The sequence below is a fragment of the Amphritea japonica ATCC BAA-1530 genome (assembly GCF_016592435.1).
GTDB lineage: Bacteria > Pseudomonadota > Gammaproteobacteria > Pseudomonadales > Balneatricaceae > Amphritea > Amphritea japonica.
Genome location: NZ_AP014545.1, coordinates 97,588 through 117,283, shown reverse-complemented (window position 1 = coordinate 117,283; position 19,696 = coordinate 97,588). Strand labels below are relative to the sequence as shown.

The following is a 19,696-nucleotide window of genomic DNA, read 5'->3' as shown; positions in this document are numbered from 1 at the left end:
GGTTTGTAAAAGCATCTCATGCAGTCTAACAAAGCCCGCAGGGGAAACTACAGGTTACAGAAATAAACGAGGCCAGAGCAAAAGACTATACGACCTTCTCCCCCAATTACTCGCTAAACATTTTAACCAAAAATGAACTCAAAAAAATCATTTCCCGCCGAATACCCATCTGAGAAAACACAGACAACTTCCGCATTTACGCTTCGATCTCCAGGGTATAAGGAGGCATTGTCACCCAAACAGAAAGTTCAAAACACTGTAGTATTCTGAGTCATCGACAGATAAATTCTCTAAAACCCAAACCTATAACAGCAGAATATTAACGGAAATTTCAATAACTCTGGCTTACCTCGCCTTCGCCTCGGCCCTCAAATCAAGGACTTTCCCTACCGTACGATTCCAGTTAGCTGCGCATTCCGGCCCACAACGCTCTGCCCATCGCGGTAAGATAACTTCCGTAGCGACCTGATTACGTACAAGAAGATCAGCATCAGAAGGCTCTACCAGTTTCATCTTACCTGTCTCACCAATAGAACAGGGACCGTCTGACAGACACGCCAGGGCAATGGCATCTTCGGTTGCTGTTTCCTGCCACATGCTTTCGGTTAATGCTGCAAGTTCATTTTGCAAAAGAACCTTCTGTTCATCATTCAACAAATTCCACTTATTCATATTCATTGCACCGAATGCCAGCCCCCAGCCTACCCGCAAGGTAAAGCCATGAGAGGCAACTTTGTACAATTTGCTGGTAAATGCTGACATCGTGCCTGTAATTACGCAGTCAACTATGCCTTTTTCAAGAGCATCAGGTACATCTTTATAAGGCACGCTCACGGGAACAGCGCCAACACCTTCGACAAAATCGCCCAGGGTCGTCAGAAACACGCGTATTCGCTTTCCCTTCAGATCTTCAATGCTGCTGATCTGACTATTACACCAGAGCATCTGACTTGGAAACGGGTACAGCATCATCAGCTTGGCGTTATATTTTTCAGCGAAGGCGCGCTCCAGAGTTGGAAAATAAGCATTAGCTACCTGCTTTTGCACATCGATGTTCTGTACCAACGACGACAGGTCTGCACCTTCAAATATCTCACTTTCCGGCACAACATAACCCGGTAAGCCAAACGCAAAATCAAATACACCATTTTTTACCAGACGCATGATTTCATAGCCCTGCAAGCCCAACTCAGTATGCGGCTTTATCTCACCGATGATTTGCCCATCACTAACCTCTGCAATACGCTCATTCCAGAAAGGGCCCTCGTGCTTTTGATAATTAGTGAAGTAATCCCAGGTGCCTACGCCCTTGATGATGATAGTATCGTTTGCCGCAGATAAACCGCTAAAAGCGGCAGCCATCAAGCAGAAAAAAAGAGACACTCTGTATGTTTTTATTGTTTTCATAAACACCGGCTTAAGCGACCGCCTGAATAATGTATAAGTGAGTTTTTAGGGTAGCCTTAATTATAGTACTTGCCTATAACCACTTACGTAAGCGGATCATAATGGATGTTTCAACCTGACATAATTGCTAATTAATCGCCGAAATGACTATGATGCAACATAAACAAATCAAGGCATCGATTATATGAGTAGTAGGTACCGGCTGGGGATTCGCGGCCGTTTATTCTTGGCATTTGGTGCATTAAGCGCGCTTACCCTACTCGCCAGTATCGTCAGCTGGGCCTCATATAACCGTCTGGGCGACGAATTAAATCATGTAGTGGAAGGTAATATACACACCCTCAGTCTGATGACTGACCTGAAAGAAAGGGGTACTAAAATAACCCTGACAGCCCCCACCCTGCTAGCAGTTAAAGGTGAATCAAGCCGGCAGAGTATTCGTCAGGACCTAAACCTGGACATAACCCTGATGGCCGACCTGCTGCCGCAAATTTCGGCAGTTACTCAGGATCACCAGGCACAAAGGGTTCTTTCTGAACAGATAGAAACACTAAATAAGACCCTGACAGAACTGGATACTAATGTCATCCAGAAGCTCGAGATACAGCAGAAGAAAAGTGCTGAAAACCAACGCCTAAGATGGGTCGCATCAAGCTTTCTCAGTGATATAAACCGACTCATTGAAGATGAGCAGCAATATCTGTTCAGTCTGTTTAATCAGGAGTCCTCTGATTCCTGGATCTCTATGAACAACTTCGGCAAAGATGCTGTCAGCACAATCAATGCGGACCTACAACGGCTGTACCGTATCAAGGCTGATGTAAACCTGCTGATAAACTTAGTAGACAGAGCTCAACATCTACCCGACCTCAACTCTCTGATCGCAACCCAGACCCACTCCGATGAGATCATTCAGCGAATTAAACAAGACATCGAAGCGGTGGGAAATTTACGCGGTATCCAGGCCTTGAAGCAAACCATTATCAATATCGTTTTTCTGACCCGGGGGGAAAACAATATGTTTACCATCCGCAGTAAGGAACGCGCTATTCTGCAATCCGGAGAATCTCTACTCAGCCGTATCAGAGAAGAGCTTGGTGTCTTGAATCAACAGATTAAGATTCAGACCGATCAGGCTGAATCGGCCGCACAGATCTCCGCACAAAATGCCCGAGAGACAATTAAGAAAGGTCGTATCTGGATGCTGTTAATGGTTGCCGCCAGTTTAATATTCTCCATTCTGATTGTCTGGCTCTATGTGGGCCGGAATATGGTGGGCAGAATTACCAGCCTGGATCGCAGTATGCGTTCAATTGCCAGCGGTAATTTGGAGGAACAAGTACAGGTAAAAGGTAGTGATGAAATTGGTACTATGGCGCGCTCACTGGTCAGCTTCCGGGATCAGATAAGTGCCCAGCAGGAAGAGTTGGTACAGGCAGGCAAACTGGCTGCGCTCGGCCAGTTATCCGCCGGTATTGCCCACGAAATTAACCAACCGTTATCAGCCATCGGGCACTACTCGCATAACGGCTTACGCCTGATGAAGTCAGGACGGCTGGACGAAACAGAAAAAAATCTGAACCAGATATCCAACCTTACTAAGCGGGCAACCACCATCATTACCCGCCTTAAATCAATGGCCCGTAAGCAGCAGGAAAACCTTGTTATGGTCGATCTGCGCCTTGTACTGGATAACGTGCTGTCGATGCTTGAAGGGGATGAGGTTCGAAAACTCACCACAATAGAACTGAGCTTTGACAACGATCGCAGCCTGGTTAAAGCCGATCAGGTGCAATTGGAACAGGTCGTCCTTAACCTGATCACCAATGCATTGGATGCGATAAACAATCAGCAGGAAAAAACAATCATCATTGATTGCCGGCATATTCAGGACCGGTTTGATATTCATATAAGTGACAACGGCCCGGGCATTAGCAGGGAATTACGTGAACAGATTTTCGAGCCATTTTTCACTACCAAACGCCGTGGGCAGAGCCTGGGCCTGGGTCTGTCCATCTCCTATAACATCGTAAAAAGTTTTGGTGGCCGGCTCACTGTCGCAGATGAGTCAGCCAGCGGCGCATCATTTTGTATCCAGTTACCCGAATACCGGAGAAGTAAGTCATGAACTCAGCCGTAGCTGATGGCCAGGTAATTATCATTGATGATGAAGAAATTGTCCGTGAATCTATGACTCAGACACTGCAACTCGAAGGCTATAACGCAATTGCTTTTGAGAACCCTCTGAGCGCGATTGCGCAGTGCTCAATGAGTTGGCAAGGGGTCATTATCTGCGATGTACGTATGGATATTATGGGTGGGCTTGAGGTATTACAAAAGATCCTCGAGATCGACCCTGAGATCCCGGTAATAATGTTTAGTGGTCACTCGGATATCGCCATCGCTATTCAGGCAATACGTCTGGGAGCATACGATTTTCTGGAAAAAACCGATGACCCTCAACACCAGATCAATACCGTACAACGGGCCTGGAAAAAACGTCGACTGGTGCTTGAAAACCGTAGTCTTCGCCAGGCGATAGAGGGGCAGCACGAAATTGAGAATCGCCTGGTTGGTCAAACGCCTGCTATCGTCCGACTGAGAGAAACCACTTTACAACTGGCACAGGTCGATGTGGATCTGATTATCAATGGTGCAACGGGCACCGGTAAAGAGGTTGTCGCTAAGTGTCTGCACGACTTTAGTCCCCGGGCTGAAAAACCTTTTGTTGCGCTTAACTGTGGTGCGGTCACGGAATCAGTTATCGAAAGCGAGTTGTTTGGTCATGAAGCCGGGGCATTTACCGGGGCCAATAAAAAGCGTGTCGGAAAAATAGAGTACGCCAGCGGCGGCACTCTGTTTCTCGATGAGATAGAAAGTATGCCAGCTTCACTGCAGGTGAGACTGCTACGGGTATTACAGGAACGAACGCTGCAGCGCTTAGGCGGCAATGCCACTATCAGCATTGATATCCGGGTTATTGCAGCATCTAAAGTGAACCTGCGTGAGTCTGCGGATCAGGGCATATTTCGGGAAGACCTTTATTACCGCCTGAATGTGGCCAGTATCGAGATCCCCTGCCTGGATCAACGTAAAGAAGATATCCCGGTGCTGTTCAGTAATTTCGTCGAACAGGCTAATCAACGCTTCAACCGTGACAGTCGCCCCATACCAGAGCAACTGTTACGGCAGTTACGTACGCAGAACTGGCCTGGCAATGTACGTGAATTACGTAATGCTGCAGAGCGATGGACTCTGGGTCTGTCGATCGGGGCAGATACTGACACTACGCAGACCAATGATGGAAGTCTGGATGACCTTATCGACAGCTACGAGCGTGAAATCATCTCGGCTGCTCTGATGGCCAATAAGGGTCAGGCCGAACTGACCGCAGAAGCTTTAGGGATTCCACGTAAAAAACTCTATCTGCGGATGAAAAAGCACGGCCTCGAGCGAAGTGATTTTGTTAGTGACTAGTTTGACAGGCCGCTCATTGCATAGATGAGTGAGTTAAAACTGACTCAGCACAATCTATCACGCTGAGTCAAAACTGACCCACGAAAGCAATTGACGCTCAAATCAAAAAAGCATAACCCTTTGTTTTATATCTAATTATTTTTAATTTTCAGGTCTGGTATAAGGTTTGCAATTTATCAGGGTAGCAAATGCCTTTGGTATCGCTAACAAACCATTGATCTGGAGAATAATAATGAAATTTGTACCTAAGAAAACCGCTGCCCTGCTAGCATCCCTACTGACACTGGGATCAGCAGGCAGCGCTTTAGCAGAGACTCAGTGGCATATGCCTACGCCTTATGGTGATGCTAACCTCCCTACTCAGATCGCTCACCAGTTTGCTGAAGAGATAAAAAGCAATACCGCAGGAGATCTGGACATTACTGTTCATTCCGGCGCTTCGCTGATCAAACACCCTGAAATTCCTCGTGCTGTAAAAACAGGCCAGGTACAGCTGGGTGAAGTATTTATCGGCATCATGGGGAACACCCATCCGGTCTTCAAACACGACAACATTCCGTTCTTAGCCACGACTTATGACAGTGCAGAAAAACTCTGGAATGCAGCCAAGCCTGAAGTTGAAAAGCAACTTAACAAAGAGGGCATGATGTTGCTGTATACCGTGGCATGGCCTGCTCAGAGCCTGTACACCAAAGCACCCGTTAATACTTTAGCAGATCTGAAAGGCTCAAAAATGCGCGCCTACAGCCCTTCAACTTCACGTCTGGCTGATCTGATGAATACATCTCCTACCACCGTTCAGGTACCAGAAATTCCTCAGGCATTCAGCACCGGTATTATCGATGCGATGATTACATCCCCTTCAACCGGCGTTAACGGTCAGGCCTGGGATTACCTGAGCCACTACACCGATGTCCGTGCCTGGATTCCTAAAAACGTCGTAGTAGTAAATAAGCGTTCTTTCATGCGTCTCGATAAGAAAACCCAACAAGTGATTCTTGCAGCGGCAGCCAATGCCGAAGTGAAAGGATGGGCAGGCGTTCGAGGAAAAGCACAGGAAGATACTAAGACGCTGGCTGAAAAAGGCATCGTTGTGTCAGAACCTTCTGCAGAGCTGATGGCTGAGCTGAATAAGATCGGTGCCACCATGATCGAGGAATGGAAAGCAGAAGCACCTGAAGTTGAAGCAATACTATCTAACTTCAATCAGTAATATTCGTCGCAACAGGTCCTGCTGATCCAGCAGGGCCCATTTAAGAGGTTTATTATTATGCGCTCACTACTCGATAAGCTTTATCTGGCATCAGGGTACTTGTCGGGGTTCTGTATTGTCCTGATTACGTTAATCATTACCGCACAAATTGTCGGTCGGTTGTTTGGCTTTATTGTACCTTCAGCTGAAGATTTTTCCGGTTACGCTTTGGCCGCCTCTACCTTTTTTGGCCTTGCTTATACCTTTCGTGAAGGCGGACATATCCGGGTTACTCTGGTTATCCAGCACTGGACTCGCGGCTCACGCTACATTCAAGAGTTACTAGTACTGTTTTTTGCACTGCTGCTAGTCAGCTTTATGTCTTTCTACTCAATCCATATGGTCTGGGAATCTTATATTTTTGAAGAGGTCTCCTCCGGCTATGTATCAATCCCGATCTGGATGCCTCAGGTGCCTGTTGCACTGGGCATTGTGGTGTTAAATATTGCCGTCCTGGATGACGTTATCGCTCTGATTAAACGCCATACCCCTTCTTATAAAGCCCATGAAGGCGAGCTTCATCTGGAGGAAATCTGATGGATACTACAATTATTGGCGTTTCCCTGGCTGTATTTATGCTGCTCATGCTGGCCCTGGGTGTCTGGGTTTCACTGGCTCTGTTTGGTGTAGGTGTATTGGGCCTGCTTCTGTCGGGTAACGATCAGATCGGTTTGCTCTTTGCGACCTCAACCTGGGGTGCCAGCACCTCCTGGTCCCTGACTGCTCTGCCATTATTTATCTGGATGGGTGAGGTTCTGTTTCGCACCCGGCTTTCTGAAGACCTTTTCAAAGGGCTATCACCCTGGTTAAGTGGTTTGCCTGGCAAGCTGCTCCATGTAAACGTATTAAGCTGTGGCATTTTTGCCGCGGTTTCGGGCTCTTCCGCTGCAACTGCCGCAACCATCGGCCGTATGACTTTGCCCGAGCTGAAAGCACAGGGATACAGTGATCGTATGGCAGTGGGTACACTGGCCGGTTCTGGCACCCTCGGGTTGCTGATTCCACCATCGATTATCCTGATCGTTTATGGCGTTGCCGCCGAGGTGTCTATCGGACGTCTGTTCATCGCCGGCGCACTACCCGGGTTGTTACTGGTAACTCTGTTTATGGGCTATACCGCTATCTGGGCCCTGTTGAATAAAGACGAGCTGCCTAAGCACGATAAAACCCATGTCTCTTTTGCTGAAAAGATAAAAGCGCTACGCCTATTGTTGCCGATAATGGGCCTGATCGGGTTTGTACTGGGCTCAATATATGGTGGTTTAACCACGCCAACTGAAGCAGCTGCTCTGGGCGTTGTCGGTGCATTGTTTCTGGCTGCCGTCACCGGTTCGCTGGATAAATCCAGCTTCGGTGAAAGCCTCACCGGTGCAGTTAAAAGCTCCTGCATGATCGGTATGATTCTGGCGGGCGCTCACTTTCTCACTCTGGCAATGGGTTTCCTTGGGATTCCCCGAGCGTTGGCTGAGTGGATCGGGCATATGTCACTTTCTCCAGGTCTTCTGCTGATTTACCTGACAGTGCTATTCGTCGCACTGGGCTGTTTCCTGGATGGAATCTCGGTGGTCGTACTAACCGTTGCCGTTGTACTGCCAATGGTGCAGCAGGCGGGTATCGATTTGCTCTGGTTCGGTATCTACATCGTTCTTGTAGTCGAGATGTCTCAGATTACACCCCCGGTCGGTTTCAATCTTTTCGTCATTCAATCACTAACCGGTAAGAACATCCTGTATGTGGCCCGCGCTGCATTGCCGTTTTTTCTGCTGATTTTGTTTGCCGTGATATTGATCTATATATTCCCGGAGATCGTCACCCACTTACCGATGTCCATGAGCCAACGATGAATTAAAGAGGGCCGCTGCGATGGAATGTTACGGCTCTCAGCTTTAAATCTCTATTAACTAAACAGTCTCACTAATTAACCCTGCCTCCTGCGCTTTACACAAAGCAAGGAGGACAGCTGTCTGACAAAAACGACTAGCACTGAGCATAACCGAATCTGGCACACACGGATTCAAATCGAAAACTGACAGAGATACATCCGGGTTTGATCACCCTTTAAGAGGTTAAACAGGTCATGAAAGCGCAACTTGATAAGAACAAAAATAAGACCGAAACAGGCCCTTCACTCATCCATCGCTGCAGCTTTAGTGAAGCCTTTCCGTCACAACAGAGTATTGATTTTTCGGTTATGGGTAGTGGCAATCTGATCGCACTATCAGACCTGCTACCCATGATCGAAAACCTGGGTGTTGATGTGCTAACGTCTGAAAGCCAGACTGAAGATAAAGCATGGCAGGTCAGGCTGACGCTGCGACCGCAAGCCCAGCAGTTACTGCTATCAGAATCGATGCAGTGTCAGTTTTCTGAAACCCTGTTAGCTATTGCCAACAGAGCCGTCGACAACGATGGCTTTAATAAGCTTATTACCTTGTGTGGATTCGAGCTGCGTACCTGTGTTCTGTTCCGATCCGTTGCCCGCTACCTGTTACAGATCAATCTGCCTTTCAGCCTGTCCTCAATGGAGTCCACCTTATGTCGACATCCAAAGATTGCGACACAGATTGCTGAACTCTTTATCCGTAAGTTCAACCCTGAAAAACAGGCCTCAGAACAGCAACTGAGTGATATTCGCACGACCCTGAACTGCCATATCGATGTGGTCGAATCTATCGATGATGATCGTATCCTCAACAGCTTCATTGAGGTGATCGAAGCGATGGTACGAAGTAACTTTTTCTGCGAGGAGATCTGGCACGATAGTTCACGCTGTCTGGCCTTTAAGCTACTACCTGCAAAAATCGCACTGATGCCAAAACCGGCACCGGCTTATGAGATTTTTGTCTTCAGTCCGGAAGTTGAAGGAGTACACCTGCGCGGAGGAAAAGTTGCCCGAGGAGGACTGCGCTGGTCAGAACGGATGGAGGATTATCGCACCGAAGTACTGGGGCTTGTAAAAGCTCAGATGGTTAAAAATGCGGTTATCGTACCGACAGGAGCTAAAGGTGGTTTTGTTTGTAAAACCCTTGAGGACGGCACCGACCCTGAGCAGAGAATGGAGCAGGTTCGTCATGCCTATTCGTCTTATATCCGTGCGCTGCTTGATCTGACAGATAACCGTATTGATGGTTGTACCCAACCGCCCAAAGATGTCATCCGCTATGATGATGACGACGCTTATCTGGTGGTGGCTGCGGACAAAGGTACCGCAACCTTTTCTGACACCGCCAATGCTATCGCCTGTGAGCAGGGATTCTGGCTGGGTGATGCATTCGCCTCCGGTGGATCGCAGGGTTATGACCATAAAAAAATGGGTATCACCGCCCGTGGTGCCTGGGAGTCGACCAAACGGCTATTTAAAGAGCTGGGGCATGATGCCCAGACTACGCCGTTTACCGTCGCCGGTATCGGCGATATGTCGGGGGATGTATTCGGTAACGGTATGCTGCTGTCGAACCAGATCCGTCTGGTCGCGGCCTTCAATCACCGTCATATTTTTATAGACCCCAACCCTACCCCTAAACTGTCATTTAATGAGCGATTGCGGCTGTTCAAACTGCCACGTTCATCCTGGAGTAATTACAATCCAGCACTCATATCACAAGGGGGCGGAGTATTTTCACGCACAGCGAAGAAAATCCCACTATCGACACCTATGCGACAACGTCTGGGGTTAGCTGAAGAGATTGAGCAACTCAGCCCCGATGAATTGATCCGGGCCATCCTGCGAGCCGATACTGACCTACTGTGGAATGGTGGAATAGGTACTTACGTTCGCGCCAGCCATGAACGGGATCAGGATGTCGGCGACCGGGCTAGTGATGCCCTGCGGGTAACGGCTCTTGAACTAGGTGCAAAAGTAGTCGTTGAAGGCGGTAATCTGGGCCTTACTCAATCCGCACGTATCGAGTTTGCGCGTAAGGGAGGTCTGATTAATACCGATGCTGTGGACAACTCTGCCGGAGTCGACTGCTCCGACCACGAGGTCAATATCAAGATCCTGCTGAATCCAATGATTGAGTCCGGCCGTATGGATGCCGCTGAACGCGATCAACTACTGGATCAGATGACCGATGACGTCTCAGCGCTGGTACTGCTTAACAACTACCGACAAAGCAAGATGCTCAGCCAATCGAATCAGACCGCGCCTCTATTTATCGCCAAACATGCGCAACTGATTCAATTACTGGAACGTGAGGGACGGCTCGACCGACAGTTAGAGCAGCTGCCCGATGATGCCGAGATTGAACGACGTATCGCCAACAAGGAAGGACTTACCCGACCCGAAATAGCGGTTTTGCTGGCCTATAGTAAAAGTCGTTTATTCGAAAAATTGATTGCTACCGACCTTATCGACGACGACCAGATCGCAGCTGAGCTGCTTAGTTATTTCCCGTCCCTGCTACAACAGCAGTATCGCAAAGAGATTGCCGCACACCCGCTGCGCAGGGAAATACTCGCCGCGCAACTGACCAATCAGGTCATGAATCGCATGGGTTCGACCTTCAGCATTTTGTTGTTGGAAGAGGTCAGAACAAACTGTGGCCAATGGATCCGCTCTTACACCGTGGCTCGCGAAGCGCTGGGTATTTCAGACATAGTAAAAGAGATCGATCAATTAGGATTTCAGATCACTAACGAGCAGCAGATGTCACTACAGCTGAGGATTCACCATCCGCTTGAAAAAGCGACTCACTGGTTGCTAAAGAATGCAGACTGGTCGATGACAACAGCGGCGATTATTGCGCACTTCAAACAGGCTGTAGGCCATACCAGTGAACAACTACACAAGAACCAGCTTAATCAGCGCGATCGGGATGATAGTGACACAGTCACTCCACCCCAACGCGTCACCCAAGCCAAAGTCGAGGCGCTAGAATTTCTCTACTACGGCTTTGATATCGCCAAAATTTCAGCAATGACCGGTTGTCATCTTAGCTTTGCTGCAGCGGCTTTTTTTGCCCTTAACACTCAGTTGGAGCTGTTTTGGCTACGGCGTTCGATCGACCAGTTACCGGCGATCGATAAATGGCATCGTAAGGCCAGACAGGCACTGATTCAAAGCCTTGATACCGGTATTCAGGAAAAAGCTATTCAGCTGATAAACAGCAATACGGAATTAAGCAACCTGACCGATTTTAACACTGCCACCTCAGAATCAGTTGGCCTTGGACAACTGACAGATTTGATTCGTGACATTAAATCAGAACCCCGCATAAACATGGCGATGATGACGGTCATAGTTAATCAGCTTCTCGAATCATTAAACGATCGCTAACTTCCGAGAACCTTGGCATTAACCCATAACTGTTCGCTGATAAACATCAGCGATGTAAGGAGTACATCATGTCTCTACCTGAAATTAAAACGATCCTTTATACCACTTCCCTGGGTAAGCATACGCGCCCGGTTTTTCGGCAAGCGGTCAAGATGGCCAGCCTGAATAAAGCCAGAATTATCATGCTACATGTGGTGGAGCCTATTGGTGAAACCGGTCAGGTATTAATACAGAAATATTTGCCTAAAGACCTGATTAAAACTGTCCACGATGAGGGTTTGAAAACAGTTAAACTGAATATGAAAGAGCGGGTACGTAAATTCTATCAGGACGAAATCGAGAAACTTGAAGAGATCCCCGGGGTAGAGATTGATCAGGTGGTCGGCGAAGGTAATCGCTCCGATGTTATTGTCGAACTGGCCAATAAGATTGATGCTGACCTGATATTGATAGGCTCACATAACAGCTTTGGCCGCAGCAGCCGCACTACGCGACAGGTAATTAAATATGCAACACAACCGGTGATGGTAATCCCGACCCGTAACTAAGAGTTACCTAATTTTCTAAGAGCCAGGACCTAAGGTCCATCGATTGTTGAGACGTAATACAAATATAACTGAAGAAGCATTATGAATAAGCGATATCAGAACCTGATCAGCCAATATATAAAGGCTAAAGATAATAGTAAGCCTCACATTATGGCTAAAGTATTTGCTGAGCAGGCAGTGCTGAAAATGGATGTGCAGACCGACAACATATCGTTTCCGGCTGAAGTACAAGGTGTGGATAAAATAACCCGTACACTGGTTCAGGATTTCAACAATAGCTACGATAATATCTACACTCTCTGTATCACCAATTCGGTTAATCAACATCAGCACCAAAATCACCTCAGTTGCCGCTGGCTGGTTTGTATGACAGAGAAATCAAGCGGATCATTACGACTGGGTTATGGGGACTACCATTGGCGTTTCGAAGGGCAATCTTCAGGCCTGATCAGTCAATTAAAGATCACTATCGATGATATGCAGATCCTGCCTGAAGGCATAGAGACTGAGATATTGTGCTGGTTTGATACTCTGCCTTATCCCTGGGCGCTCTCATCTGAGCTAAAAACAACGATGCCGGATATCGAACTCTTGTACAAAACGCTGCAGCCTCTTTTTCAGAAAGAATGCCTCTGAGTGCACAGGATTAAAATCGTATTTAAGGAACTGACAACCCCTTTAAAACAGCATTAACTCTAACGCAATAAAACCTAGATAATCCCTCAACTCTCTGCAGATAAGGAACCGGAACAGATGCCAACTATATTAATTACCGGTGCTAACCGGGGTATCGGACTTGCCCTGGCGCGATCATACGTTAAAGACGGATGGCGTGTCTTAGCCACCAGCCGCACGCCCGATGAATCCCTGATTAAAGGTGCTGAATCCTTGCCGCTTGATCTGACCGATGCGGACTCAATTAAAGCTTTGCAACAATCACTTGCGGGCGTTCCTATTGATATTGTCTGGAATAACGCAGGTGTCTATCTGGATAAAAATCAGCCCCTCGAACAGGTTGATAACCTGGACTGGCTACGGTCATTTGAAATCAACTGTATCGCCCCTATCCGTATCGCAGAAGCCTTATCTGAGAACGTTATGTTATCGCAACGAAAAGTAATTGCTTTCACTACCAGCAAGATGTCTTCACTCGCGGGGAATGGGGTCGGAGCGTATGCCTACCGCTCATCAAAGACAGCACTCAATATGGCCGTGCGCTGTTTTGAGCAAGACCATAAAGCTCAGGGAATCAGTTGCCTGCTGCTGCATCCAGGTCATGTAAGAACAGATATGGGAGGACTAGAAGGAGCTATCGACTTAGAAACCAGCGTTGCAGGTATGCGAAAAATAGTTGATCAGATTAACCCTACCCTTCGTATTGAAACGAGCAGAGGTTTTTTTGATTACGACGGTAGCAGCATTCCCTGGTAAGTAGGCCAAAGTTGCAAGCCATCCTCACGCCTGCTGATAAGAATTAGCCCGGGGGTTCGATTAGTTGTCTATCGATGACTTAACCACCTCTCTCAGAGAATGATTTTTTCACTACCCCCAAGCATCCTCATTCAAACACTTAAACAGTATAAAACTCAGGAAATATGGCATTATCCGCTGGATAACAGCCCGGCTTAACACGGACCTCTTCCGGATTTACACTTGGGTCAGTACCGGGTCTGGGATCCCAGATTGCATCGTCGCCCAACCAGCGCGTTGAGAATGCTATACGATCCTGAGTAGTTGACTGGTTGCCTGCTGAACCGTGCAGGGTCCAGGCCGAAAACAGCAGCGCATCTCCAGGCTGAAGATCGAAACCGGCAATGTCGTAGTCTTCACGGGCAGCTTCGATATCCGGACAAGGAATTCCCTCTCCTGTGCCCGTCCAGGTATTCTTTTTAACTCCTGAGGCACCAAAGGCTTCAGGCAAGTAAAACACATCATCCTTATGCGAGCCTTTCACGAACTCCAGACCGCTGCCTGCCACCGTTACGGGCGTCAGGGCCAGCCAGATCGATGCGATCTGTTTACCCCTGAATGGCCAGTAGGGTATATCCTGATGCCAGGGCGTGGGGGTCGCCGTTTCTGCTTTCTTGATCAATAGATGATCAAAATAGAAACGCGAGGTTTGGCTCTGCATCGCTTGAGCTGACAGACGAGCGCAACCAGAATTCTTGGCGTATTGGTAAACCAGATCATTAGAACGCCAAAGGTAGCGGTCGGTAAACATGCGCCCCTTTTCAGCCCCTGGATTAGCGTCATTACAAAGCTCCCCAGGGTTGTCGAGCTGATGTTTTCCGAAGGCAATCAATTTCTCCACCCACTCAGGGTCGACAGCGTTGCGTACACAGACAACTCCATCTTGCTGATACTGGCGAATCTCGTCCTCTGTTAGATCTCTCTGGCTCATGTCGACTTCCTTTTTATTTATTGTTGACCCGACTATAGCGCTAACAATAGTATTGATTAAGTCGATAATGCTGATACCTATTATGGAAAAATTTGATTACAGCGCGCTGAGTTTCAAAAGTCTCAAGACCCTAAAGCTTATCTATGAGCTGGGTTCCCTGACGGCGGCGGCCATTGAGCTTGGACAGAATCAACCAACCGTAAGCTATACGCTCGACCAAATGCGTGAAGCACTGCAGGACCCTCTTTTTGTGCGCTCTGGCCGGGGCGTGTCCCCTACTCAACGCTGTCATCAGATAATGCCTGAGATTGATAGCCTGCTCAGGGGTATGTCTGAGCTACTCCAGCCAGAAAGCTTTGAGCCCGCAAGTGCCAGGCTGGATATAACGCTGTCCTGTAATCAGTATGAATTACAGGTGATCGTTCCGAATTTGGTGCAACGAATCAGCCGTTTAGCTCCCAATATCCGAATGACATTCATTCAGTCCCATGTCAGTGGTCATCAGCAGCTGCAACGCGGTCAGTGCGATCTACTGCTTTCGCCGGTCATGCATGATTACGAAGCTCTCTATAAACGCGCGCTCTTTCAGGATCGCTATGTTTGTCTAATGTCCGCAGAGCATTCATTGGCCAGGCAAGAGATCGGGCGTGATGAGTATATAGAGGCTAAGCATTTAGAGATTCATTATGAGGGGGGTTGGAAACCCACTTATTTAGACACCCCGGAGCTTCAAGGGGTGAATTTAAATGTCGCTCTACGCCTGCCGAGTATCTCTAACTTCATCCCGACCATCGCCAGCACCGATCTGGTGATGACGCTGCCAGAACGCTTAGCAAAGCTGATTGGCGGGCCTATGTTGATTAAAGATCCGCCCTTCACTAGTCGTTTTGAGCTATGCCTCTACTGGAACAAAATGACCCACCACTCGAAGGCCCATCAATGGTTACGTGAGCAGATAGTCGAGGTTTGTAACGAACTGGACAGCCCATAGCCAGTGCCTTCGCTATAACGAAGCTCTGAATTGACCTCTCAGAATTGAGTATATTTAAGAAGGTACACGACTTAATAAAACTGCGCTGGGATTATCCAGCTTCTTGCTTATGCTGAAGTCGATAATTGCTGGGGGAGAGCCCCAGTTCTTTATTAAATAATCGGCGTAGAGAGCTCTGGCTGCTATAACCTACTCTTTCGACAATCTGTTCGATACTGAGACTAGTTGTCTCCAATAGCAACTTAGTTTGCTCAAGTCGAATACGTTGATGGTAGTCGGACAAACTAATTCCATTAGCTTTTTTAAACCGACGCGAGAGTGTTCTCAAACTGACCGAATGCATCTTTGCCAACGCTTCCATGTTTAACTTCTGAGAAATATCCCTTTGTAACTGACTCTCAACCGCCAGAACCAGGCTGTCTTGATGGTCCGTTTGCTCCTGCATGAACAAGTACGGTGACGCGTAGCTTTTCGAGGCATCGATTAACATAGTCCGCGCTGCATTCTGGGCTAACTGCCTACCCACCTGCTGCTCAACAATCTGCAACATAACCCCCAGATTTGCAGTCATTGAACCGGTACAGTATGTTCCTTCATTGTTTACAAGTAGCTGATCAGCTCGATGGTTAACCCCGGGATAACGGCTTCGGAAAAGCCCGCCAAGCCACCAGCCTGTCGTTGCCTCTTGCCCATCCAGCCCCCCAGTTTCAGCCAATAAAAAAACCCCGCTACAATTAGCAGCGATCACTGCTCCTTGCTCAACTCTGCGCTGCAACCAGTTAATTTCTTTATCGAGAAGTTTCAGATTCTTAAGTAGCGATTTCGCATCCATGTGATGAATACCAGGCACCACAATTAAGTCCGCCTGAGGGGCGTCTTCTAAGGAAGAATCCATCAGCAAGCGCATGCCATTAGAGCAGGTGACAGGCTCCCCTGTGAGCGATGCCAGCTGACAATGGTATAGATCGCTTTCTTCTCCGCGCTGTTGTTTCCATATCGTATTGGTAACATTAAACACATCAAAGGGGGAGCTCAGACCAGAGGCCTGGCATCCATCAAATGCTAATCCGAGTATTTGATACATATTGTCCTAATTTGCACGCTAATTGACTGCTTTGTGTCTCATTTTTGTCGCTAGTGATAGGTAGACTAACTCACGAGTTATTTAAAATGAAGCCAAAGGTGATCATAAATGAGCCAATTACCCATCAGTCGCTACCCTGTTCCGGACCTGGATTCTTTACCCGAAGATATTCTCTCTCGTATTCTGGAAGTGCAGGAAAAAGCACGTTTTATCCCCAACGTTTTTTTAACGCTGGCCCATCGACCCGCCGAATTTAGAGCCTTCTTCATTTATCATGATGCCATTATGGAGCGCGAAGGCAGTACCCTAAGCCCGGCTGAAAAAGAGATGATTATCGTTGCAACCAGTGCCGCTAACGGTTGTCAGTACTGCGTAGTAGCGCATGGAGCTCTGCTTCGCGTCTTCGCTAAAGCGCCGTTGCTAGCGGATCAGATCGCCATTAACTATCTTCATGCGCCTATCAGTGAAAAGCAAAAAGCGATGCTGACCTTTGCTTTGAAACTCTCACGCTCTCCTGAACTTATAGCAAGCGAAGATTATGACCTGCTCAAAACGCATGGCTATGACGACGAAGATATTTTAGACATCACGGGCATAACGGCTTTCTTCGGATTATCCAATAGAATGGCTATCGTGACTAACATGCAAGCCAACAAGGAATTTTACACAATGGCACGCGAGCCAAAGGCTTAATCTGATCCATTGAAATGTAGCACATGGACGTGTTCATGATCTTTCAAAGCAACTAGAGAGCTTTTGCTAATATAACCTGACTCTGTCAGTTTTCAGACGCTTGGTGTTTATCAATATACGCCTGCATCGACGCTAAATTCAGCTGATCAACCTGAGCCTGAATTTCCAGCCTGACATTCGCCTTAGCCTCTGTTGAATAAGCACGATAAAGAACATAATTCACACCCAGCGATATAACAAACAGCAGTACGATAACAATAACCGCATCCAGATTCAGCTCAAACTTTTTCAACTCAGTATCCCTCAAAAACTAACGCTATATAATTCGGCTAAAACAGTAACACAAGGACGATTGTTGGAGATATGCATTCACTCCCTACCGGCTGTGCTTTCTGTATTGCGCTGGACTAATACCAAATTTCTCCCTGAACATATAGATAAAAGGAGACGCGGAACTATAGCCAAGCTCTAAGGCGATCGAGGTAATATTCTGCCCCGTATTCAACAATTCTATCGCCTGCATCAACCGTAACTGCTGGCGCCACTGTTTCAGTGACATACCGGTTTCCCGGCGAAAGCGGCGGTCCAGTGTCCGCAACGACACTGCCAGCGAGTCTGCTAACTGTTCAGACGTATCGCTGCTGTCTGGCTGCTCATAGAGTTGATTACAAAGACTAATCAGATCACCGCTTACCGGCCAGGGAAGGTGTTGGTCATTCCTTTCCAAACGGCTCAGAGACTGGAGCAGCAACTGCACCAAATCATTCTCATAGCCTTGTAACGGATACTCAACCTCGATATCCGCCGCCGCCAGGATAAGCTCCCGCATTAACGATGTGATTTGTAACACTGAAGCACTATCTGCAGCGAGGCCCTGATAGCTGGATTCGATATAGAGGCTTTTCAGATCAGCACCATACCCGCTATATACACTGTGCTGGCAACCACCGGGCAACCAGATCGCTTGTTCCGGTGGGATAAAATATCGCTCACCGATCAGATCCACCACCAGCACACCAGAAACAGCGTACAACAACTGATGCCAATCATGTCGATGGGGCGGGAAAAAGTGACCTGCGGGCATCACTTCCTGTCGTACATAAAGCTCTCGGGGCAAAGACTTCATCGCCAACAGGCTGAGTTCATTTGTAGAGTTGGATGTCATAAGCCATCTGTCTGGTTTTATATATATTTTGTCATTTTATAGAAAGATAACAAACACCTCACCCGTTAATCTACAAATCTCCACAAACCTGAGACCTGAGTATGCCCGATATTAGTAAATTCCGAATGCTACTCACCTGCGTTCTAGGGGTCGTCGCCACCATCGGCATCGCCCGTTTTGCTTATACGCCGATGATACCGGAAATGGCCCGGGGCACCGGCATGAGTGAGTCAGTCGCTGGCTATCTGGCTGCCGCTAATTACGCGGGGTATCTCAGTGGCGCACTGCTGATCTCTTTTATCCACAGCCTGGCGTTAAAAGCCCGCCTGTTCAAAATAGGACTGATAACCGCTGTATTAACCAGCATGGCAATGGCGCTGACAACACTAGAGCCCGTCTGGTATCTGTTGCGTTACCTGTCGGGCTTGAGCAGCGCTGCCGGTATGTTGCTTGGCGGTGGTTTACTGATGCACTGGCTCATGAAACGTAACCATAAAGCGGAGTTGGGCATCTTCTTTTCAGGCCTGGGCATCGGCATCGTTATCACGGCGATTCTTGCGGTTATCATCAAAGATATATTCAGCTGGGACCAGCAGTGGCTGGTTTATAGCGGCGTGACCTTAGTGCTGATCATACCCGTATGGTTCTGGCTGCCTGATTTTAGTGTTGAGCAGCCTCTGGCGAAACACTGCACTAAACACAGCGCTCTTCCTTCAAGCTTTATGCCGGTGCTACAACTTGCCTACTTCTGCGCTGGGGCCGGTTATGTTATCTCCGCTACCTTCCTGATTACGATTGCCGAGAGCATCGAAGCATTAGCCGGACAAGGCTGGATGATCTGGCTGGTTGCCGGGATAAGTTGCGCTCCCGCTAGCGCCCTATGGGATAAAATCATCAACACCACCGGCCAGTGGCAAGCGCTGTTTATTGCCTACATCCTCAATGCCCTGAGCATTCTGATTCTACTGCTTAGTCAGGATTTAGCGGCCGTCATCCTCAGCGCACTGATCTATGGCGCCAGTTTTATCGGCATCGTCAGTATGATGCTGTCGATGGTAGGCCGTTTATTCCCTGACAACCCATCCAAACCGATGAGTCGGCTGACCTTCAGTTACGGTATTGCTCAGGTCATCGCTCCCGCTATCGTGGGCTATATGGCGGAGTACTACGGTAACTTTAATAACGGCCTGATGCTGACGCTGGCAATAATGCTAACCGGCAGTATTGCCTTAATCGTCGCCCAGCGTATTCAACACCACGCAGGGCTGGCCTCTGCACCGTTAAGCCATCAAACGTAACAGCTAAAGCACTTAACATCAGAGAATAAAATCACTAAATAAATTGACTCTGGCCCTGTTTATTCCCATGTTTAATGAATCGTAGCGAAATAACTGATCACT

Annotated in this window: 17 protein-coding genes; 12 read left to right on the top strand and 5 right to left on the bottom strand. The window is 47.9% G+C overall.

Features of this window, described 5'->3' with window-relative positions:
* Positions 1 to 345: 345 nt before the first annotated feature.
* The gene (locus tag AMJAP_RS00545; protein ID WP_051088396.1) at positions 346 to 1,407 is read right to left on the bottom strand and encodes a TRAP transporter substrate-binding protein; all 1,062 of its coding nucleotides are present in this window, start codon (positions 1,405 to 1,407) and stop codon (positions 346 to 348) included.
* Between the two features lie 184 nt (positions 1,408 to 1,591).
* Here AMJAP_RS00545 and AMJAP_RS00540 point away from each other — a divergent pair, with 184 nt between their 5' ends.
* The 9 genes from AMJAP_RS00540 (at position 1,592) to AMJAP_RS00500 (ending at position 13,393) form a co-directional block, all read left to right on the top strand.
* Entirely contained in the window at positions 1,592 to 3,535 is a 1,944-nt protein-coding gene (locus tag AMJAP_RS00540; RefSeq protein ID WP_019621133.1) for an ATP-binding protein, read from the top strand.
* The gene (locus AMJAP_RS00535; RefSeq protein ID WP_019621134.1) at positions 3,532 to 4,884 is read left to right on the top strand and encodes a sigma-54-dependent transcriptional regulator; all 1,353 of its coding nucleotides are present in this window, start codon (positions 3,532 to 3,534) and stop codon (positions 4,882 to 4,884) included. Before AMJAP_RS00540 ends, AMJAP_RS00535 begins: the two co-directional genes overlap by 4 nt.
* A 232-nt stretch (positions 4,885 to 5,116) precedes the next feature.
* Positions 5,117 to 6,097: a TRAP transporter substrate-binding protein gene (locus AMJAP_RS00530; RefSeq protein WP_019621135.1), complete on the top strand. Its 981-nt coding sequence runs from the start codon at positions 5,117 to 5,119 to the stop codon at positions 6,095 to 6,097.
* 57 nt (positions 6,098 to 6,154) lie between these two features.
* Positions 6,155 to 6,673, top strand: coding sequence for a TRAP transporter small permease (locus AMJAP_RS00525; RefSeq protein ID WP_019621136.1), 519 nt, complete (start codon positions 6,155 to 6,157; stop codon positions 6,671 to 6,673).
* Entirely contained in the window at positions 6,673 to 7,980 is a 1,308-nt protein-coding gene (locus tag AMJAP_RS00520; RefSeq protein ID WP_019621137.1) for a TRAP transporter large permease, read from the top strand. The genes AMJAP_RS00525 and AMJAP_RS00520 overlap by 1 nt, the downstream gene beginning before the upstream one ends.
* 233 nt (positions 7,981 to 8,213) lie before the next feature.
* Positions 8,214 to 11,414 carry an NAD-glutamate dehydrogenase domain-containing protein gene (locus tag AMJAP_RS00515; RefSeq protein ID WP_019621138.1) on the top strand — a complete coding sequence of 1,067 codons (3,201 nt, stop codon included), beginning with the start codon at positions 8,214 to 8,216 and terminating at the stop codon, positions 11,412 to 11,414.
* Between the two features lie 68 nt (positions 11,415 to 11,482).
* Positions 11,483 to 11,962 (top strand): universal stress protein, encoded by a 480-nt coding sequence (locus tag AMJAP_RS00510; protein ID WP_019621139.1) that lies wholly within the window; start codon positions 11,483 to 11,485, stop codon positions 11,960 to 11,962.
* Positions 11,963 to 12,043: 81 nt separating this feature from the next.
* Positions 12,044 to 12,598, top strand: coding sequence for a nuclear transport factor 2 family protein (locus tag AMJAP_RS00505; RefSeq protein ID WP_019621140.1), 555 nt, complete (start codon positions 12,044 to 12,046; stop codon positions 12,596 to 12,598).
* 117 nt (positions 12,599 to 12,715) lie between these two features.
* On the top strand, positions 12,716 to 13,393 hold the full coding sequence (locus AMJAP_RS00500) for an SDR family oxidoreductase (RefSeq protein ID WP_019621141.1): 678 nt from the start codon (positions 12,716 to 12,718) through the stop codon (positions 13,391 to 13,393).
* Between the two features lie 139 nt (positions 13,394 to 13,532).
* Here AMJAP_RS00500 and AMJAP_RS00495 read toward each other — a convergent pair whose 3' ends face one another.
* On the bottom strand, positions 13,533 to 14,363 hold the full coding sequence (locus AMJAP_RS00495; RefSeq protein WP_019621142.1) for a phytanoyl-CoA dioxygenase family protein: 831 nt from the start codon (positions 14,361 to 14,363) through the stop codon (positions 13,533 to 13,535).
* 82 nt (positions 14,364 to 14,445) lie between these two features.
* Between AMJAP_RS00495 and AMJAP_RS00490 the strand changes: the two genes are divergently transcribed.
* On the top strand, positions 14,446 to 15,354 hold the full coding sequence (locus tag AMJAP_RS00490; protein ID WP_169336944.1) for a LysR family transcriptional regulator: 909 nt from the start codon (positions 14,446 to 14,448) through the stop codon (positions 15,352 to 15,354).
* A gap of 91 nt (positions 15,355 to 15,445) precedes the next feature.
* Here AMJAP_RS00490 and AMJAP_RS00485 read toward each other — a convergent pair whose 3' ends face one another.
* The gene (locus tag AMJAP_RS00485) at positions 15,446 to 16,438 is read right to left on the bottom strand and encodes a GlxA family transcriptional regulator (protein WP_019621144.1); all 993 of its coding nucleotides are present in this window, start codon (positions 16,436 to 16,438) and stop codon (positions 15,446 to 15,448) included.
* A 108-nt stretch (positions 16,439 to 16,546) separates the two neighbouring features.
* On the opposite strand from AMJAP_RS00485, the gene AMJAP_RS00480 reads away from it, so the two are divergent.
* Positions 16,547 to 17,131 (top strand): peroxidase-related enzyme, encoded by a 585-nt coding sequence (locus AMJAP_RS00480; protein WP_019621145.1) that lies wholly within the window; start codon positions 16,547 to 16,549, stop codon positions 17,129 to 17,131.
* 85 nt (positions 17,132 to 17,216) lie between these two features.
* Here AMJAP_RS00480 and AMJAP_RS00475 read toward each other — a convergent pair whose 3' ends face one another.
* Positions 17,217 to 17,423 carry a hypothetical protein gene (locus AMJAP_RS00475; RefSeq protein WP_019621146.1) on the bottom strand — a complete coding sequence of 69 codons (207 nt, stop codon included), beginning with the start codon at positions 17,421 to 17,423 and terminating at the stop codon, positions 17,217 to 17,219.
* Between the two features lie 84 nt (positions 17,424 to 17,507).
* Positions 17,508 to 18,296, bottom strand: a complete 789-nt coding sequence (locus AMJAP_RS00470) for an AraC family transcriptional regulator (protein WP_019621147.1) — start codon at positions 18,294 to 18,296, stop codon at positions 17,508 to 17,510.
* 101 nt (positions 18,297 to 18,397) lie between these two features.
* Here AMJAP_RS00470 and AMJAP_RS00465 point away from each other — a divergent pair, with 101 nt between their 5' ends.
* A complete protein-coding gene (locus AMJAP_RS00465; protein ID WP_019621148.1) occupies positions 18,398 to 19,594 on the top strand; it encodes a YbfB/YjiJ family MFS transporter in 1,197 nt (398 codons plus the stop codon).
* The last annotated feature ends 102 nt before the right edge of the window (positions 19,595 to 19,696 follow it).

Coding starts and splice junctions, on each gene's coding strand:
- AMJAP_RS00545 (WP_051088396.1), bottom strand. CDS start 1,407: ATGAAAACAATAAAAACATACAGAGTGTCTCTTTTTTTCTGCTTGATG.
- AMJAP_RS00540 (WP_019621133.1), top strand. CDS start 1,592: ATGAGTAGTAGGTACCGGCTGGGGATTCGCGGCCGTTTATTCTTGGCA.
- AMJAP_RS00535 (WP_019621134.1), top strand. CDS start 3,532: ATGAACTCAGCCGTAGCTGATGGCCAGGTAATTATCATTGATGATGAA.
- AMJAP_RS00530 (WP_019621135.1), top strand. CDS start 5,117: ATGAAATTTGTACCTAAGAAAACCGCTGCCCTGCTAGCATCCCTACTG.
- AMJAP_RS00525 (WP_019621136.1), top strand. CDS start 6,155: ATGCGCTCACTACTCGATAAGCTTTATCTGGCATCAGGGTACTTGTCG.
- AMJAP_RS00520 (WP_019621137.1), top strand. CDS start 6,673: ATGGATACTACAATTATTGGCGTTTCCCTGGCTGTATTTATGCTGCTC.
- AMJAP_RS00515 (WP_019621138.1), top strand. CDS start 8,214: ATGAAAGCGCAACTTGATAAGAACAAAAATAAGACCGAAACAGGCCCT.
- AMJAP_RS00510 (WP_019621139.1), top strand. CDS start 11,483: ATGTCTCTACCTGAAATTAAAACGATCCTTTATACCACTTCCCTGGGT.
- AMJAP_RS00505 (WP_019621140.1), top strand. CDS start 12,044: ATGAATAAGCGATATCAGAACCTGATCAGCCAATATATAAAGGCTAAA.
- AMJAP_RS00500 (WP_019621141.1), top strand. CDS start 12,716: ATGCCAACTATATTAATTACCGGTGCTAACCGGGGTATCGGACTTGCC.
- AMJAP_RS00495 (WP_019621142.1), bottom strand. CDS start 14,363: ATGAGCCAGAGAGATCTAACAGAGGACGAGATTCGCCAGTATCAGCAA.
- AMJAP_RS00490 (WP_169336944.1), top strand. CDS start 14,446: ATGGAAAAATTTGATTACAGCGCGCTGAGTTTCAAAAGTCTCAAGACC.
- AMJAP_RS00485 (WP_019621144.1), bottom strand. CDS start 16,438: ATGTATCAAATACTCGGATTAGCATTTGATGGATGCCAGGCCTCTGGT.
- AMJAP_RS00480 (WP_019621145.1), top strand. CDS start 16,547: ATGAGCCAATTACCCATCAGTCGCTACCCTGTTCCGGACCTGGATTCT.
- AMJAP_RS00470 (WP_019621147.1), bottom strand. CDS start 18,296: ATGACATCCAACTCTACAAATGAACTCAGCCTGTTGGCGATGAAGTCT.
- AMJAP_RS00465 (WP_019621148.1), top strand. CDS start 18,398: ATGCCCGATATTAGTAAATTCCGAATGCTACTCACCTGCGTTCTAGGG.